Genomic DNA, 16,226 nt, shown 5'->3' with positions numbered 1-16,226 from the left:
CGCCCGCGGCGCGTGCAGTCAATTCACTGGTCCGAAAATCTTGACTGGACAAGTGACCAGTTATGTGGTCCGCTGCCATCGGACTGAAGGGAGGCAGGTATGCGGGTATCGCGCAGAACTGTTCTGGCCCGGACCGTGATCGGTTCCGCGACGCTCGCCGTTGCGACGACGCCGGGGATGAGCACTGTGCTCGGTTATCCGGCAGGTGCCGCACCAGGTTCCGACGGTTACGAGATCGGTGCCGGACTCTCCGATATCACCGGCCCCGCCGCCGAATGCGGAATGATGGGCTACGCACAACTCGAGCAGCAGACCGCGGGTATCCACCTGCGTCCCCGGGCTCGCGCCTTCATCATCGGAGGCGGTGGACGGCGGATCGTCTTCGTGGTGGCCGAGAATGGCATGATCTTCCAGTCGGTGCACCGCGGCGTGCTGACCGAGCTGGCCCGCCGCTTCGGTGATCGCTACACCGAGCAGAACGTGGTGCTGACCTCGACGCACTCCCACGCGACCTGCGGCGGATCCAGTCACGACTACGCCTACAACCTGTCCATCCTCGGTTTTAAGCGGCAGGTGTACGACGCGGAGGTGAACGGCATCGTCGAGGCGATCGCGGCCGCGCATGACGACATCGGCCCCGGCACGCTCGCGCTGGGCCGCGGCGAACTGCACAACGCGAGCGTGAACCGCTCGCGAGTGGCCTGGGAACTCAATCCGCCCGCCGACAAACAGTATTTCCCCGACGCCATCGACCCCGCGGTCACGGCCCTGGCCCTGTTCAAGGGCGGCAGACGAATCGGGGCGATCACATGGTTCGCCACCCACAACACCTCGATGACCAACGAGAACCACCTGATCAGCTCGGACAACAAAGGTTACGCGTCGTTCCGCGCCGAGCACACCGAGCACGGTGTGCGCTACCTCGACGGCGCACCGGATTTCGTCGCCGCCTTCGCACAGACCAACGCGGGCGATATGTCCCCGAATCTGAACCTGCGGCCCCGGTCCGGGCCCACCGAGGACGAGTTCGAGAACACTCGAATCCTCGGCGAGCGTCAATACCTGGCCTCGAAAGAAGCACTCTCCCGTGCGGAGCCGGTCGAAGGTCCGGTGCAGGCGATGCTCTGTTATATCGACCTTGCCGATATCGCGGTGGACGGCCGGTTCACTCCGGACGGCCGCCCGCGCCACACCGCGCCCGCTGCGGCCGGGGTCTCCCTGATCGCGGGCAGCGTCGAGGACGGTCCCGGCCTGCCGGGGGGCCCGATACCGGAGGGCGTGCGCAACCCGTTTCTCGACTCGCTCGGCGATCCGGGGCGCGCTCCGGGCTGGCTGGCCGACGCGCAAGCACCCAAAGCGATCGCGGTTCCGCTCGGTCTGCTGCCGCCGGTGGCCTGGGTCCCGAATGTGTTGCCTATCCAGCTCGTTCGCCTCGGCGAGCTCTATCTGGCGGCGGCGGGTGGGGAATTCACCATCACCGCGGGTCTGCGCATCCGCCGTGCGGTCGCGGCGACGCTGAATGTTCCGCTGGAGCAGGTGCTCATGCAGGGGTATGCGAACGCGTACCACGAATACGTCACCACGCCGGAGGAGTACGATTCGCAGCAGTACGAGGGCGCCTCGACACTGTTCGGCCGGTACACGCTCTGCGCTTATCAGCAGGAGTTCACCCGGCTGACGTCGGCATTCGCCGCCGGTCAGCCGGTGCCGCGCGGGCCGGCCCCGCGTGACGTATCCACCGTGCAACCGAACTTTCAGCCGGGTGCGGGGGCTGACGCCACACCGCCCGGGCGCGGCTTCGGTGACGTGCTGCTCCAGCCCGCGTCGTGCTACCCGCGCGGCGCCCGAGTCGCGGCCGAATTCGTCTCTGCCCATCCGAAACACGACACCCGCCGCAACCGCACCTTCCTGGAAGTGCAGTGCCGAAGCGCGTCGGGCGCCTGGACGCGGGCGGCCAATGAAGGCGAATGGGCTGTGAAGTTCTCCTGAAGCAGGCACGGCGCCGCCGTATCGGTAGCCCGGTTCACCTGGATGTCCCGGCCGACGCCGCGGCGGGCCGCTACCGGTTCCAGCGCTACGCGACCAGCCTCGGCCTCGATGGCACGCTGACTCCGTTCACCGGGACCACCGACGAATTCGAGATCGCCTGAGCGCAACCGGTGCTACAGACCGGTCTGCGCGCCCTTGTCGCCCCGACGGGCGCCTCGGCGCTGAATCAGGAAGATCCCCAGTGCGAGGACGCCGACCACCAGTCCCATCAGGCAGACCGGACGTGCCGACTCCCACCGGTCGTCACCCGCCCACACCACCGCTGTGGCGATGGACCACAGCGCGCTGCCGACCGCGAGCACAGGGCGCGGATCGGTCAGGCGCGGCGGAATCTGTGGGACTTCAGGCGTCACGGGCCCAGCCTAGCGGCGGTAACCCGCGTCCGGCAGGTAGTCGGTCCCGTATCGTTTGCCACTGTGACAACGCCCTCGGATGTCCGAGCCCTTGCTGGTGAGCTCTCGCTGGCGGTCGTTCGGTTGACGCGACACCTGCGCGGTCGCCGTGCCAACGCGCAGATCTCGCTGACCCAGCTCTCGGCCCTTGCCACCCTCGCACGCGACGGCGCGATGACGCCGGGTGCGCTCGCCGCGAAGGAGCGTGTTCAGCCGCCGTCGATGACTCGGGTCATCGCCTCACTGACCGATCTCGACTTGGTGGAGCGCAAGCCGCATCCCACCGACGGCCGGCAGATCATCGTCTCGTTGTCCGCCGCGGGCCGCGCGCTCATCGCCGACGAGACCAGCGCGCGCGAGGAGTGGATGACCGAACAGCTCGCTACGCTGACCGGCGATCAGCTGGTCGTGCTGACCCGAGCCGTGGCGATCATGAAGCAGATCGTCACCGAATCCGAATAGGGCCACGGCCGCAAGGGAATTCGCGACTCGCGGCAAATTCGGCGCCCGGTGTCGGACGGCTGCTCCCGCTCAGTGTCGCGTTCTATTGAGCCGGATGACGGTGTCGACACCCCACCACAGCAGGCTGCCGACGAGCAACAGATAAAGGATGAAAGCCAGGTAGACCAAGACCGCGCCGTAGTCGCTTGCCCATCCCGGCAAGCGGTTGAGCTGGGTACCCGCGACAGCGAGTAGCAGCAGCCCGAGCGTGATCGCGATCGGTGCGAGGGGCGCGGTGCCCGGGTCGCCGGCCGGTCTTACGGTGCGATGGGCCATGGACGAGTTCTCCTGGTGCAGTCGGTTAACTGCGGAATCGGGGCGCCGAAGACGCCGTCGACATCAGTTACTTTTTAGTTAACTTTCGCACGGGAGGTTTGCCGCGTTAACGGATGTGATGCAGATCACTATCTGGTGGTAGTCGCGAACGGTTGATCGCTGTCCACGATCTCGCGTCCGAGCGGGAACAGCGAGAGCGGGATGAGCTTGAGATTCGCCCAGCCGAACGGGATGCCGATGATCGACAGGAACAGCGGAATACTGGTGAACAGATGGCCGAGAGCCAGCCACCATCCGGCCACGATGAACCAGATGATGTTGCCGATCAGCGAACCCGCGCCCGCGCCGGGTTTGTCCACCGTGGTCCGGCCGAACGGCCACAGCACATACGCAGCGATCCGGAATGACGCGATCCCGAACGGGATCGTGACAATCAGGATGAAGCAGACGATCCCCGCGGCGATGTAGCCCAGTGCGAGCCAAAATCCCGCGAAGACCAACCAGAGGACATTGAGCACCAGCTGAATCGGCTTCATGTAACCAGCATGCCAGTCCCCCTGCTGAAGCGGACATTTCTCCCTTCCCGGCACCGGCGCGAGGTCGGGACGACGTCAGAAGAACCAGCCGAGCATCGCATCCCGCTGTGTGCGGAAAGCGTCATCGATCGCCCGTAGGTGCGCGGGGTTCTTGGTGGCTATCCGGTTGGCCGCCGCGAACACCCGCGCCGGATACGCACCGAAATACATGCTGCCGAGGACATCGATGCCGAGCTCGATATCGGCCGGGCCGGTCGTCGGTTCGCAATTCGCCTGCCCGTCCCGCACGCGCAGGGCGAACGTGCCGCCCGCGCCGCGGAACGGGTCGGTCACGGCGAGCACCAGATCCAGCTCGCCCGAGTAGGACCGTGCCGACAGCGCGGCGGGAATGTCCATGAGTCGCAACCACAGTCCGTCGGAGCGGGCCGTCGTGCGCACCAACCGGGGGTCGGTCAGCAGGTAGGGCAGCGAGTCGTGGTCGGTGAGCGTGGCCGCGACCTGCTGCACCAGATCCAGTCCGAGCAGGGCGCGCCACAGCGCGGCGGCGGCTTCGGCGGTGATCGCTCGCAATTCGACCACCTCGGCCGACTTCACCTGGCCATGGTCGTGGTACCGGTACAGCGCGTAGCCGTCGGCGTGCACCAACGCGAAGAGGTCGGTTCCGCCGCCGCGGAAGCGCGGTGAGTCGTCGAACAGCATGTCCCAGCTCGCCTCCGGCCGTGCTTGGGCGCCAGGCACCACCGCGCGCCAGCGGTCATAGATCGCCGTGACGTCACTGCGCACCTCGCTCGGCGCCTGCAGCGTGACCCCGCCCGGGTCCGGCGTCGACGGCAGGAACTCGGCGAACCGGCGATCGATGCCGACCGTGTTCTGGCGGGTCGCGGGGCCGTAACCGAACCGGCCGTAGAGGCCGCCCGCGCTGGCGGTGAACATGGTCAGCGGCAGTCCGGCGGCTTCGATGCGGCGATGTTGTTCGGCGTACATGGCGCGCAGGATCCCGCGGCGCCGATGCGTCGGCGCCACACCGACGCCAGCGAGGCCGCACACGTCGACGGCCCGTCCACCGGGCACGGTCACCGTCATCGTGGTGGACTGCACGTGACCGACGACCTGATCGCCCTTGACCGCGACGATCGCCTCCTCCAGCGGGAACAGCCGCAGAACTCGGCCGAGTTCCGCGTGGTCGTAGCGGGTGCCGAAGGACGTCTCCACCAGCGTCCGGATCGCGGTCGCGTCCTCGGCGGTGGCCGACCTGATGGTGATTCCCGGAACGGTCATGCCTTGACCATCCCATGCCGGAGCTCGCGTCGGCATCGGGTTTTCGCCCGTGCGAGGGGGCGCTCACGACACTGCGGCGACCACCGGTGGCGGCGCGGGCGGGCCGCCCGGCAGGATATAGCGGTGGCCGAAGTGATCGATATCGATGATCCCGCCGATCCACAGGTCGATGACTTCCGTGACCTCAAGTCCGCCGACCGTAGGCCCGACCTCCCCGGGCGCAAGGGATTGGTGATCGCGGAGGGCGTCGTCGTGGTCCAACGCATGTTGGGTTCGCGGTTCGCGCCGACCGCGTTGCTGGGCGTGGAGCGCAGACGCGCCGAACTCGCCACCGACCTCGCTGCGGTCGACGTGCCGTACTACCGCGCCTCGGCGGAGGTGATGGCCGAGGTGGTCGGGTTTCATCTCAATCGTGGGGTGCTCGCCGTGGCCCGACGTCCCGCGGAACTCGGCCTGGACGAGGTCACCGACACGGCGCGGACCGTCGTCGTGCTCGAGGGCGTGAACGACCATGAGAACCTCGGTGCGATGTTCCGCAATGCGGCCGGACTCGGCGCCGATGCGGTCTTGTTCGGCGATCGGTGCGCGGATCCGCTGTACCGCCGTGCCGTGCGGGTGTCGATGGGGCACGTACTGCGGGTTCCGTTCACCTCCGTGCCGGACTGGCCGGCTGGACTGGATATGCTGCGGCGCAAGGGGTTCCAGATCATCGCGCTCACTCCGAACCCGGCCGCGACGAACTTGGCCACGGCGATGACCGGGGAACGCGTGGCGTTGTTGCTCGGGGCCGAGGGACCAGGACTGACCGAGGAGGCCATGCGGGCCACCGACCTACTCGCGCGCATCCCCATGTCGCCGGGCACCGATTCGCTCAACGTCGCGACAGCGGCGGCGATGGCCTTCTACGAGCGGGTGCGGACGGCATGACCGGCACATATCGGCCGTACCAGTCGTATCAGGACCCGACGCCCTGGGGCGCAGGGCTCACCGTCGCGGTCATGGTGGCGCTGTTGTCCGCGGTCGCGGTGTACGCCTTCGGCGCCGCGCTGGCCGAGGTCCACCCGCTGCTCGCGGTGGCGGTGAATGTGACCGCGGTCGGCGGCGCGGCGCCGACCGCGTGGCGGTGGCGCTTCGCCCCGGTGACCCGGTGGGTGGTCGGCGGCGGTGCGGCCGGTGTGCTGCTGGGATGGATCACGCTGCTGCTGAGCGCGCTGGCGGTCTAGGAGACGTGGTCGTGTCCGCGTAGCCAGCCGAACAGGCCGCGCTTGCGCTGGGCCGCGGGATGGTCGTCGGCCCGTAACGGGCGCGTCGCCGAATCCGGCGCCTGGCCCTTCGGGTAGAGCGTGAATCCGCACACCGCGACGTCGCCCGGCACGAGCGCGCCGTTCGCGGTCGGTTCGCGGTAATGGAAGCCGAGCCATTCGTTGTTGGCGGCATCGGCGAAATCGGGGGGATCGAACGGCAGCGTTTGTGGGTCGGGCAGTTCGCCGGCTCGCCAGCGCACCGGGTGCTCGCCCGCCCAGTACGGCCGTTCCCACACCAGCGGGAGGCCGTCGTCCTCCAGGATGTTCACCCGGGTCGAGCTGAACGCCCTACGGAATTCCCCGCGCTCCCAATGCGCGAACGCGCCCCAGCCATGTGCTGCGTCGAACGACACCAAGTAGGTGTGCTCGGAGGCCAGCGGGCGTACCAGCAACTCCGGGATCTCGGTCGGGTGGACTCGCGAGGCCTGGGTCGAGCACACTACGGTCACGCCGGGGTAGCACCCGATATAGACCTCGTCGACCTCGGGGCCAGCGCAACCCGCCAGGGTGCCGACCATGATCGGCAGCACGTCGTGGTCGCTGTGCAACTGCTTGGCGAGAGCCAGGGCGGCCGCGGGGTCCGGGTCGTGGTTCGCGCGTAGCACCGCCCACGGGTCGGGGGCGTCGATGTACCAGAGGGTTGACGCTTTCGATAGCACTTCCGGCACCTCCCGATAGTTGCACGAATTATCTCCGCGAACTTCGAGCAACGCACGGTGTTTCGACCGACCCACCGTGTGCGTGATCCGCTCGACGCCGACGTACGTCGTCGACCACATCGAAAATCTACTCGCTCGGTGCCGCCCGGCGTGGACCTTCTGCTCGGGAACACGCCAGCAAGGGCCAGAATTCATCGTCGATCGCCGACTCGACAACCGCGATGGCATTGCCGATCGGGTTCGACGGCGGCCGACCTCGGATAGCCGCCGGAGCGAGGCTCATTCGGTCGTGACCGGGCTGCGAAAGGGTGGCGCGGCAGCCGAAATCAGTGACCCGAGCTGCGTACCCCGAGCAGCACGTCCTCCCAGGATGGCATCGGGGCTTTGCCACGCTTGGTGCGGCTCGGCTTCGCCGGAGACTTGGCGGGGGGCTTCGTGGGCTCCTCCACGGGAGTCGCCGACGCGGCGGTGGCGGGCGCGGCAGGAGCGGGCGCGGCAGGAGCGGGCGGGGTAGCCGCAGTGTCCGTGGTGGCCCCGGAGGTCGGTGCGGACGCGGCAACATTCGTGGGCGCGGTGTTACCGACGGGCGGGGGCGGCGTGCTCGCCGCGGGGGGCGGCGTACTGGCGGTGGTGCTCGTCGTGATCGCGGCGGCGCCGCCACCCGCCGCGACAACGCGCTGATCGTAGTACTCGTCCAGGGTGGGCTGGTCCTGCTGGCGGCTCGCCGGGCGAGCGGGCGGGGCGGCCGGCACCGGACGAGGTTCCACCACCGGTTCCGGCTGCGGCTCGGGCAGTTCCGGCTCGGGCGGCATGATCGTTGCCAACCCGCGCAGTGCCCGGCCGAAATCCGGATCGATCAGGTCGGAGGCCGGATCGTCGAGCGGGGAGACCGAGCCGCCGTGCGCGTCCGGCTGGTAGCGCCAGTGCGCGGCGATCTCGGAACGCCCGTTCTGCCATTGCAACTGGGCGACCCAGTAGCCTTTCTCGTCCTTCCAGGCATCCCATTCCGCGCCTTCGATGTTGTGTCCGCGCTCGGTGAAGGCGGCGGTGACCACATCGATGAGAACGTCTACTGCGGGGCCGTCGGGGCGGACGGGGTGCGCCTTCTGGGCGAGTTCGGCGGCGCGAGCTCGCTCCAAGAGAACCGGATACGCGAACCGGTCGACACGGCTGGCCGGCATACCGGATTCTGCGGTGACCTGTTCGACGGAGGCACCGGCGCGAATACGGGCCTGAATATCGCGGGGACGCATAGTTGCTTCCATTTCGATCTCGATCTGGCCGAATCGGGCAAGGTCTCCGCGCGCAGCGGCTCGTAGTTTGTCATCGGCGGGAAGCCGGAACTTCTGACCGGACTCGGTGTCGATACACACGATGTGCGTGGAGTCGGGCGTCACCCCGATCACTCGAAGCTCACGCACCGTTACCTCCTTATCGCGTCGACTCGCGACACCGCCCACTTTTCGAAACAGTAGTGCACATCTGTGATTCGTGGGGCAGGACACGCGGCACGGAAATCTCCGGGGAGACTACCGTGCCCCGCTAATCTGCTCTATTCGGTGTGGCGCGCCTTTTGTCGCGGCGTGTCTAATTCGGGCGTGTTGCGGCGGTCAGCCGAGATTCTCGACGACCCAGTCGATGGAACGGATCAGCTGACTGACGTCCTCCGGATCGATCGCCGGGAACATGCCGATGCGCAGTTGGTTGCGGCCGAGTTTGCGATACGGTTCGGTGTCGACGATGCCGTTGGCGCGCAGCACCTTCGCCACCGCGGCGGCGTCGACCGAGTCCACGAAATCGATGGTGCCGACCACTTGCGAGCGGTGCGCCGGCTCCGCGACATACGGCGTGGCGTATTCGCTCGACTCGGCCCAGGAGTACAGCCGCGACGACGAGTCCAGCGTCCGCTTGACCGCCCAATCCAGACCGCCGTTGCCGTTGAGCCACTCGATCTGGTCGGCGAACAGCAGCAGAGTGCTCAGCGCCGGCGTGTTGTAGGTCTGGTCCTTGGTGCTGTTGTCGATAGCGATCGGCAGCGAAAGGAATTCCGGGGTCCAGCGACCGGAAGCCTTGATCTCCTCGACCCTGGCCAGGGCGGCCGGGCTCATCAGCGCGATCCACAGGCCGCCGTCGGACGCGAAGCACTTCTGCGGTGCGAAGTAGTAGACATCGGCGTCGGTGATGTTCACCGGGAGACCACCCGCGCCGGAGGTGGCGTCGATGGCGATCAGCGCGTTCTCCGAGCCCGCGGGACGCTGCACCGGGATGGCGACGCCAGTGGAGGTCTCGTTGTGTGCCCAGCCGATCAGGTCCACCGACGGATCCGAGACCGGCTCGGGCGCGCTGCCCGGATCGGCCGCGACCACGATCGGGTCGCCGATGAACGGGTTGCCCTTGGTCACCGCGGCGAACTTCGAGCTGAACTCACCGTTGGTCAGGTGCAGCGAGCGCTCCCGGATCAGGCCGAACGCCGCGGCGTCCCAGAACGCGGTGGTGCCGCCGTTGCCGAGCACCACCTCGTAGCCGTCGGGCAGGTCGAACAGCTCGCGCAGACCCGAGCGCACCCGTGCGACCACGTTCTTCACCGGCTTCTGGCGATGCGAGGTTCCGAACACCGAGGCGCCGACATCGACCAGCGACTGCAACTGCTCCGGTCGCACCTTGGAGGGGCCACAGCCGAACCGTCCGTCGGCGGGCTTGATGTCGTCGGGAATGGTCGGGAACGCAGTGGTCATGCGGTACAGGGTAGACGGTGGTAATGCTGTGTCGCGGACCACACTCCAGCTAACGTAGTTGTCCATGAGCATGCCGTCGGCCAACTCGGGGTGGTTATCGCGCGGTCGGGCGGCGCGGAATTTCGGATTGCGATTCGGATCGGTCTCGGACGCGGCGCGGCGCGAGTTGCTCGTTCGCGGGACATCGGGTTCGGCGACGATCCTCGGCGTGCGTCCGCGGCGCACCGAGCCGGGGCACGTGTTCTGGGTTCGGGTGCAGCTGGACGGCGAGTTCCCGTACGAGGCCAGGGTGCGACAGCGGATGACGAAAGCCGACCTGAAGTCGATGCAGCCGGGCGACGTCGTGTGCTGCCGGGTCGACGCCGGCGACCGCGACCGCGTGGTGCTGTACGTGCCCGATCCCGAGGTGTCGGGGCGGGCCGGTATCGCGAAGATCCTGTCCGACGGCCGTCGCGCAGACGCCACGGTGCTCGCCGCCGCGCCGGTCGCCGCCGACTACAGCGGCCGGGACGACCCGGTGCTGCGTCTCGACCTCGAACTGCGTGCCTGGGACGAGCCGAAGCCGTGGCGGGTTCGGCTGGTCCAGCCGGTTCCGCTGGCCGCGCTCGGTCTTGTCGATCTCGGCCAGCATCTGGAGGTGGCCTTCTTCACCGTCGACCGCGGCGAATCCGTCGCTATCGACTGGGTCGCCTCGCTCGACGACGAATAATTCCGTCACGGAACAATTTGCGCGTGAGCCGGCACGACGAAGGTGAAAGGTAGTACGGACGGCCCGCTGAATCGCGAATATCCGCACGGTCCGAAATTGCGGGCGGTGCGTTTGCCTGAGTGAAGATCGCAGGCGCTTCGTTCGTCCCCCCGAGCGAAATGGCGCCGACTCTGCGGCAGTGATCGCGGATTGCGCCGGGGCGGCCGACGCGGTCGCGCTGAAATCAGTGGTGCTGCCGGAGCGGATTCGTGCCCGCACACCGCGATGTCGTCGTCATGCGCGGTACCCGCAAGAAAGAATCGCGATGTTCTGCCCACCGAGGTGGTCAGCTGCAGATAGTCGGCCGCACGCTGCCGTGCCTGCGATGCGGTAGGCGGTAGGTCGCGGCCGGACCTTGCGGCGGTCGACTACGCGTGCGCGACCACGGACCAGCCCGCGACCTCCTCAGGCTTGCGCGGACCGGGCCCGGTGTAGATCGCGGCCGGGCGGACCAGCTTGGCCAGCCGCTTCTGCTCCATGATGTGCGCACACCACCCCGCGGTGCGGCCACAGGTGAACATGGCGGGCATCATGTGCGCGGGCACCTCGGCGAAGTCCAGGATCACGGCGGCCCAGAACTCGACGTTCGTCTCGATGGCGCGGTCCGGACGGCGCTCGCGCAGTTCGGCGAGCGCGGCCTGTTCCAACGCGACGGCGACTTCGTAGCGCGGGGCGGCGAGGCGCTCGGCGGTGGCACGCAACACGCGGGCGCGCGGGTCCTCGGCCCGGTAGACCCGGTGGCCGAAGCCCATCAGCTTCTCCTTGCGGTCGAGGATGCCCTTGACCAGAGCCCGTGCGTTGCCGGTCTTCTCGACCTCTTCGATCATCGGGAGCACGCGCGCGGGCGCGCCGCCGTGCAGCGGGCCGGACATGGCGCCGATCGCACCGGACAAGGCCGCCGCGACGTCTGCTCCGGTCGAGGCGATCACCCGGGCGGTGAAGGTCGAGGCGTTCATGCCGTGCTCGGCGGCGGAAACCCAGTAGGCGTCGATGGCGTCGGTGTGCTTCGGATCCGGGTCACCCTTCCAGCGAGTCATGAAGCGTTCGGTGACCGTGGCGCACTCGTCGATCTTCTTCTGGGGCACCGCGGGCTGGTAGATGCCACGCGCGGACTGCGCCACGTAGGACAGCGCCATCACCGAGGCGCGGGCCAGGTCCTCCCGTGCGGTCTCGTCGTCGATGTCCAGCAGCGGCTGGTAGCCCCAGATCGGGGCGAGCATGGCCAGACCGGCCTGCACGTCGACGCGCACGTCGCCGGTGTGTACCGGCAGCGGGAACGGCTCCGCGGGGGGAAGGCCTCTGCCGAAGGATCCATCGACCAGCAACGCCCACACGTCACCGAAGGTCACCTGGCTTTCGACCAGGTCCTCGATGTCCACGCCGCGGTAGCGCAGCGCGCCGCCGTCCTTGTCTGGTTCGGCGATGTCGGTGGTGAACGCCACTACGCCCTCGAGTCCACTGACGAAATCGCTGGGTACGGTGGCCTGACCACCGGAAACCGCACGGCTGGTAGTCATGGTGCGACTCTCCTTGCACTCCGGGTCGCATGTTCTCGTCGGTGGGAAGTTATCGAATTTGACGAGTACATGCCGATCACCAAACCTTAGCTCGTTGCTACCCCGGAGTAACGTCTGGCCCATGCGTGACCTGGACAATTCACCCCGCGGACCGGAAACGGCGGAATTCCTGCCGACCAGCGATCTCGCCGCCATGCGCGCGGACTACGGCGGAGTGCCGTACGGCAGCGGCGAGGACGTGGACCTGGACGAGAACTGGCTGGCCGGTGGCTGGGAACCGCTCCTGCGCCACTGGATCGAACAGGCCACCGCGATCGGCATCCCCGAGCCCAACGCCATGGTGCTGGCCACCGTGTCGCTGGTCGGCGGCACGCCACGCCCGGTCGCGCGGACCGTGCTGTGTAAAGGGCTCTCGCCGGAGGGTGTGACTTTTTACACGAACTACGACTCGGCCAAGGGTGTCCAGCTGGCCTCCGTCCCGTTCGCCGCGGTCACGTTCGTCTGGCCCGCGCTGGGCAGACAGGTGCACGTGCGCGGCGCGGTCGAGCGAGTCGCTGCCGAGACGACAGCGGTCTACTGGCGATCGCGGCCGCGGGATTCGCAACTGGGTGCGTGGGCCTCGCAGCAATCCGAGCCGATCGGGTCGCGAGCGGAGCTGGATCGCACGCTGGCCGAGGCGACCGCGCGGTTCGCCGATGTGGACGAGATCCCGGTACCACCGCACTGGGGCGGTTTCCTGCTTCGCCCTGACGAGGTCGAGTTCTGGCAGGGGCGGCGCGGCAGACTGCACAACCGGATCCAGGTCACCGTCACGGAAGGATCGATGACGGTCCGGCGGTTGCAGCCGTGAGTGCACCCGCGCCATAGGTGAGAAATATCGCGTCGAGTCGTAGCGGGCGACTCGATACGCTGCGGCCGGTGAAAGTGCTCGCCGACACCACCCCGCTACGCCATCCGGATTTCCGCCGCCTGTGGAGTTCCGGAATCGTCACCATGATCGGCGCACAGTTGTCCATCGTCGCCGTGCCACAGCAGATCTTCCAGATCACCGGTAGCTCCGGCTATGTCGGGCTGGCCGGGCTGTTCGGTCTCGCGCCGCTGATCGTATTCGGCCTGTGGGGCGGCGCGCTCGCCGATGTGATGGACCGGCGCACCTTGATGCTCGTCACCAACTCCGGCACGGGGCTGACCGCGCTCGCCTTCTGGGTCCAGGCGGCCGTCGGGGTGGACAACGTGTGGGTGGTGCTCGGTCTGTTCGCGGTGCAGCAAGCGTTCTTCGCGGTGAACCAGCCGACACGCAGCGCGACCATCCCGCGCCTGCTGCCCGAAGGCCAACTGGCCGCGGCGAATTCGCTGAGCATGACGGTGATGCAATTCGGCGCGATCGCGGGGCCGGTGCTCGCCGGCGCGCTCATCCCGATGATCGGCCTGGCCACGCTCTACCTGATCGACGCCATAGCCCTGCTCGCCACGCTGTGGGCGGTCTGGCAGCTGCCCGCGCTGCCGCCCACCGGGTCGGTGCGCAAGGCCGGAATCCGAACGGTGCTGGACGGATTCGGCTACCTGGCGACTCAGCGGGTGCTGCTCGCCTCCTTCGCGGTGGATGTGATCGCCATGGTGTTCGGTATGCCGCGCGCGTTGTTCCCGCAGATCGCGCATGAGACCTTCGGCGACCCGGCCACCGGCGGCGTCGCGCTCGGCTTGCTGTTCGCTTCGATGTCGGTGGGCGCGGTGCTCGGCGGCGTGTTCTCCGGCTGGATTCCGCGCATCCGTCGTCCGGGGCGCGCGGTGCTCGTCTGCATCGTACTGTGGGGACTGGCCATGGTCGGGTTCGGCGTGGCCGTCGGGTACACCGGACACGCGCTCGGCCTCGGCCTCGGATTGTGGATCGCGTTGGCCTGCTCGGCCTTCGGCGGTGCGGTCGACATGGTCTCCGCGGCGCTGCGGATCACCATGCTGCAGACGGTCGCCACCGACGATATGCGCGGACGGCTGCAAGGTGTGTTCATCGTGGTCGTGGCGGGTGGACCACGGATCGGTGATGTTGCCCACGGTTTCGCGGCGGCGAGCCTGGGTACTGCTGTAGCCGCGGCCGGGGGAGGCGGGCTGGTGGTGGTCGGCGTGCTGGTCGCGGCCCTCGCCTTCCCCGCTTTCGCGCGTTACCGTGGCGGCCGCGCCCATGCCGAAATACCAGCGTGAGCGAAGGACGACGACACCGGGCGTGCCGGCGAACCTCACCAGGCCAGGAGGAGATTATGAGCTGCCGCGGGACTACCCCTCAGTATTTGGCCGTATGAGCGTACGGCTAGCGTTGAGGCAAGGGCATCGTGCGCCACCGCGCCCGGTGCCTATGGTTCTAACCTGAGAGGGATCCTTCCGTGCCCGCTGAGAACATCATCAACATCGACGACGATGCCAAGCCGGTCCTTTCCTACCCTGGCGGGGAATTCCCGATGACGGTCACCAGGGCCGCCGAGGGCAATGACGGGATCGAGCTGGGAAAACTGCTGGCCAGCACCGGGTACGTGACATACGACCCGGGCTTCATGAACACCGCCCCGACCAAATCGGCGATCACCTACATCGACGGTGAAGCGGGCATCCTGCGCTACCGCGGCTACCCGATCGACCAGCTCGCGGCGTCGTCCACCTTCATCGAGGTCAGCTACCTGCTGATCTACGGTGAGCTGCCTACGCAGGCCGAGCTCGAGGATTTCACCGACCGGATCCGCAGGCACACTCTGCTGCACGAAGACCTCAAGCGCTTCTTCGACGGCTTCCCGCGCAACGCGCACCCGATGCCGGTGCTGTCCTCCGCGGTGAACGCGCTGTCGGCCTACTACCAGGACTCGCTGGACCCGCGCGACCCCGAGCAGGTCGAGCTATCCACCATCCGACTATTGGCCAAGCTGCCGACCATCGCTGCCTACTCGTACAAGAAGTCGGTCGGCCAGCCCTTCCTCTACCCGGACAACTCGCTGAGCCTGGTGGAGAACTTCCTGCGGATGACCTTCGGCTTCCCCGCCGAACCCTACGAGGTCGACCCGGAGATGGCCGCGGCGCTGGACATGCTGCTCATCCTGCACGCCGACCACGAGCAGAACTGCTCCACCTCGACCGTCCGCCTGGTCGGCTCATCCGACGCCAACCTGTTCACCTCGGTGTCCGGCGGCATCAACGCCCTGTGGGGTCCGCTGCACGGCGGCGCGAATCAGGCCGTGCTGGAGATGCTCGACGGCATCAAGGCCAACGGCAGCGACGTCAAGGAGTTCATCCGCAAGGTCAAGAACAAGGAAGACGGCGTGAAGCTGATGGGCTTCGGGCACCGCGTCTACCGCAACTACGACCCGCGCGCCTCCATCGCCAAGAAGCACGCCGACGCCATCCTGAGCAAGCTCGGCGGCGCCGACGAGCTGTTCGAGATCGCCCAGGCCCTGGAAGAGGCCGCACTCACCGACGACTACTTCGTCGAGCGGCGGCTGTACCCCAACGTCGACTTCTACACCGGCGTCATCTACAAGGCGCTGGGCTTCCCGACCCGCATGTTCACCGTCCTGTTCGCGATGGGCCGGCTCCCCGGCTGGATCGCGCACTGGCGTGAGATGCACAGCGAGCCATTGAAGATCGGCCGTCCTCGGCAGATCTACACCGGCTACGGCGCCCGCGACTACCACGAGATCACCAACCGTTGACGAATTTCCATCCATCCATCTATCGAAGGGGATAGCCGAATGACCAAACCGGAAATCGAGTTCCAGGAAGGGCCCGCGCCCACCGAACTGGTGATCAAGGACATCATCGAAGGCGAGGGCACGGAAGCCGTGCCCGGTGGCACCGTCGAGGTGCACTACGTGGGCGTCGAATTCGAATCCGGCGAAGAGTTCGACTCGTCGTGGAACCGTGGTGAATCCATCACCTTCCCGCTGCGCGGCCTGATCCAAGGCTGGCAGGACGGTATCCCCGGCATGAAGGTCGGCGGACGCCGCCAGCTGACCATCCCACCGGAACTGGCCTACGGCCCGTCGGGCTCCGGACACCGACTGTCGGGCAAGACACTGGTCTTCGTGATCGATCTGCTGAACGCTCAGTAGTTTTGGCAGCGCCTGCGGCGCTGCGTGTTCGCGGCCCCTGTGTGGTTCGCGTCCGAGCGACCGCCGCTTGCGACTTCGTCGCGGGCGCAGCGGGGGGGCGGGGGCGCGCCCGGGCGCGCCCGGGGGGTGGGAGGGGTCGC

Annotated in this window: 18 protein-coding genes; 10 read left to right on the top strand and 8 right to left on the bottom strand. The window is 67.7% G+C overall.

The annotated features are described in order from the left end of the window. Window positions 1-99 precede the first annotated feature (99 nt). Both AB0B25_RS03740 and AB0B25_RS03735 read left to right on the top strand, forming a co-directional pair. Window positions 100-1,989 carry a neutral/alkaline non-lysosomal ceramidase N-terminal domain-containing protein gene (locus tag AB0B25_RS03740; RefSeq protein ID WP_357174223.1) on the top strand — a complete coding sequence of 630 codons (1,890 nt, stop codon included), beginning with the start codon at window positions 100-102 and terminating at the stop codon, window positions 1,987-1,989. Further along, window positions 1,968-2,150 carry a hypothetical protein gene (locus AB0B25_RS03735; RefSeq protein ID WP_357174220.1) on the top strand — a complete coding sequence of 61 codons (183 nt, stop codon included), beginning with the start codon at window positions 1,968-1,970 and terminating at the stop codon, window positions 2,148-2,150. Before AB0B25_RS03740 ends, AB0B25_RS03735 begins: the two co-directional genes overlap by 22 nt. A 12-nt stretch (window positions 2,151-2,162) precedes the next feature. Here the strand turns inward: AB0B25_RS03735 and AB0B25_RS03730 are convergent, their stop codons facing one another. Beyond that, on the bottom strand, window positions 2,163-2,402 hold the full coding sequence (locus AB0B25_RS03730; RefSeq protein WP_357174217.1) for a DUF2530 domain-containing protein: 240 nt from the start codon (window positions 2,400-2,402) through the stop codon (window positions 2,163-2,165). 63 nt (window positions 2,403-2,465) lie between these two features. On the opposite strand from AB0B25_RS03730, the gene AB0B25_RS03725 reads away from it, so the two are divergent. Further along, a complete protein-coding gene (locus AB0B25_RS03725) occupies window positions 2,466-2,903 on the top strand; it encodes a MarR family transcriptional regulator (protein ID WP_357070810.1) in 438 nt (145 codons plus the stop codon). 69 nt (window positions 2,904-2,972) lie between these two features. On the opposite strand, the gene AB0B25_RS03720 is transcribed toward AB0B25_RS03725, so the two are convergent. The 3 genes from AB0B25_RS03720 to AB0B25_RS03710 form a co-directional block, all read right to left on the bottom strand. Further along, entirely contained in the window at window positions 2,973-3,218 is a 246-nt protein-coding gene (locus AB0B25_RS03720) for a hypothetical protein (protein WP_357174215.1), read from the bottom strand. 128 nt (window positions 3,219-3,346) lie between these two features. After that, window positions 3,347-3,754 (bottom strand): YccF domain-containing protein, encoded by a 408-nt coding sequence (locus AB0B25_RS03715; RefSeq protein WP_357174213.1) that lies wholly within the window; start codon window positions 3,752-3,754, stop codon window positions 3,347-3,349. A 75-nt stretch (window positions 3,755-3,829) separates the two neighbouring features. Then, a complete protein-coding gene (locus AB0B25_RS03710; RefSeq protein WP_357174210.1) occupies window positions 3,830-5,032 on the bottom strand; it encodes a GNAT family N-acetyltransferase in 1,203 nt (400 codons plus the stop codon). 123 nt (window positions 5,033-5,155) lie between these two features. On the opposite strand from AB0B25_RS03710, the gene AB0B25_RS03705 reads away from it, so the two are divergent. Beyond that, a complete protein-coding gene (locus AB0B25_RS03705; protein WP_357174207.1) occupies window positions 5,156-5,959 on the top strand; it encodes an RNA methyltransferase in 804 nt (267 codons plus the stop codon). Further along, window positions 5,956-6,255 carry a DUF2537 domain-containing protein gene (locus AB0B25_RS03700; RefSeq protein WP_357174204.1) on the top strand — a complete coding sequence of 100 codons (300 nt, stop codon included), beginning with the start codon at window positions 5,956-5,958 and terminating at the stop codon, window positions 6,253-6,255. Before AB0B25_RS03705 ends, AB0B25_RS03700 begins: the two co-directional genes overlap by 4 nt. Here AB0B25_RS03700 and AB0B25_RS03695 read toward each other — a convergent pair. The 3 genes from AB0B25_RS03695 to serC form a co-directional block, all read right to left on the bottom strand. Next, a complete protein-coding gene (locus AB0B25_RS03695; protein WP_357174201.1) occupies window positions 6,252-7,004 on the bottom strand; it encodes a hypothetical protein in 753 nt (250 codons plus the stop codon). The genes AB0B25_RS03700 and AB0B25_RS03695 overlap by 4 nt on opposite strands. Window positions 7,005-7,321: 317 nt before the next feature. Continuing rightward, entirely contained in the window at window positions 7,322-8,416 is a 1,095-nt protein-coding gene (gene sepH, locus AB0B25_RS03690; RefSeq protein ID WP_357174198.1) for a septation protein SepH, read from the bottom strand. Window positions 8,417-8,605: 189 nt separating this feature from the next. Beyond that, window positions 8,606-9,730 (bottom strand): phosphoserine transaminase, encoded by a 1,125-nt coding sequence (gene serC / locus AB0B25_RS03685; protein WP_357174195.1) that lies wholly within the window; start codon window positions 9,728-9,730, stop codon window positions 8,606-8,608. 64 nt (window positions 9,731-9,794) lie between these two features. On the opposite strand from serC, the gene AB0B25_RS03680 reads away from it, so the two are divergent. Next, window positions 9,795-10,439 (top strand): hypothetical protein, encoded by a 645-nt coding sequence (locus AB0B25_RS03680; protein WP_357174192.1) that lies wholly within the window; start codon window positions 9,795-9,797, stop codon window positions 10,437-10,439. Window positions 10,440-10,846: 407 nt separating this feature from the next. On the opposite strand, the gene AB0B25_RS03675 is transcribed toward AB0B25_RS03680, so the two are convergent. Continuing rightward, complete coding sequence (locus AB0B25_RS03675) at window positions 10,847-11,995, bottom strand: citrate synthase 2 (protein WP_357174190.1); 1,149 nt, start codon at window positions 11,993-11,995, stop codon at window positions 10,847-10,849. A 121-nt stretch (window positions 11,996-12,116) separates the two neighbouring features. Here AB0B25_RS03675 and pdxH point away from each other — a divergent pair, with 121 nt between their 5' ends. The 4 genes from pdxH to AB0B25_RS03655 all read left to right on the top strand — a co-directional run bounded on the left by pdxH (window position 12,117) and on the right by AB0B25_RS03655 (window position 16,086). Next, on the top strand, window positions 12,117-12,845 hold the full coding sequence (pdxH, locus tag AB0B25_RS03670; protein WP_357174187.1) for a pyridoxamine 5'-phosphate oxidase: 729 nt from the start codon (window positions 12,117-12,119) through the stop codon (window positions 12,843-12,845). A 68-nt stretch (window positions 12,846-12,913) separates the two neighbouring features. Then, the gene (locus AB0B25_RS03665; RefSeq protein ID WP_357174184.1) at window positions 12,914-14,194 is read left to right on the top strand and encodes an MFS transporter; all 1,281 of its coding nucleotides are present in this window, start codon (window positions 12,914-12,916) and stop codon (window positions 14,192-14,194) included. 179 nt (window positions 14,195-14,373) lie between these two features. Next, window positions 14,374-15,687, top strand: a complete 1,314-nt coding sequence (locus AB0B25_RS03660) for a citrate synthase (RefSeq protein WP_357174181.1) — start codon at window positions 14,374-14,376, stop codon at window positions 15,685-15,687. A gap of 39 nt (window positions 15,688-15,726) precedes the next feature. Continuing rightward, window positions 15,727-16,086, top strand: a complete 360-nt coding sequence (locus AB0B25_RS03655) for an FKBP-type peptidyl-prolyl cis-trans isomerase (protein ID WP_357070852.1) — start codon at window positions 15,727-15,729, stop codon at window positions 16,084-16,086. The last annotated feature ends 140 nt before the right edge of the window (window positions 16,087-16,226 follow it).

It is taken from the genome of Nocardia sp. NPDC049190, assembly GCF_040648115.1.
Taxonomy (GTDB): domain Bacteria; phylum Actinomycetota; class Actinomycetes; order Mycobacteriales; family Mycobacteriaceae; genus Nocardia.
The sequence above is the reverse complement of the archived record's forward strand: the minus strand, read 5'-3'. Positions and strand labels throughout refer to the sequence as shown.

Excerpts from the sequence above, each read along its gene's own strand:
- pdxH (WP_357174187.1), top strand. The coding sequence starts at position 12,117 with ATGCGTGACCTGGACAATTCACCCCGCGGACCGGAAACGGCGGAATTC.
- AB0B25_RS03710 (WP_357174210.1), bottom strand. The coding sequence starts at position 5,032 with ATGACCGTTCCGGGAATCACCATCAGGTCGGCCACCGCCGAGGACGCG.
- AB0B25_RS03675 (WP_357174190.1), bottom strand. The coding sequence starts at position 11,995 with ATGACTACCAGCCGTGCGGTTTCCGGTGGTCAGGCCACCGTACCCAGC.
- AB0B25_RS03735 (WP_357174220.1), top strand. The coding sequence starts at position 1,968 with ATGGGCTGTGAAGTTCTCCTGAAGCAGGCACGGCGCCGCCGTATCGGT.
- AB0B25_RS03720 (WP_357174215.1), bottom strand. The coding sequence starts at position 3,218 with ATGGCCCATCGCACCGTAAGACCGGCCGGCGACCCGGGCACCGCGCCC.
- AB0B25_RS03740 (WP_357174223.1), top strand. The coding sequence starts at position 100 with ATGCGGGTATCGCGCAGAACTGTTCTGGCCCGGACCGTGATCGGTTCC.
- AB0B25_RS03680 (WP_357174192.1), top strand. The coding sequence starts at position 9,795 with ATGAGCATGCCGTCGGCCAACTCGGGGTGGTTATCGCGCGGTCGGGCG.
- AB0B25_RS03715 (WP_357174213.1), bottom strand. The coding sequence starts at position 3,754 with ATGAAGCCGATTCAGCTGGTGCTCAATGTCCTCTGGTTGGTCTTCGCG.
- AB0B25_RS03700 (WP_357174204.1), top strand. The coding sequence starts at position 5,956 with ATGACCGGCACATATCGGCCGTACCAGTCGTATCAGGACCCGACGCCC.
- serC (WP_357174195.1), bottom strand. The coding sequence starts at position 9,730 with ATGACCACTGCGTTCCCGACCATTCCCGACGACATCAAGCCCGCCGAC.
- AB0B25_RS03655 (WP_357070852.1), top strand. The coding sequence starts at position 15,727 with ATGACCAAACCGGAAATCGAGTTCCAGGAAGGGCCCGCGCCCACCGAA.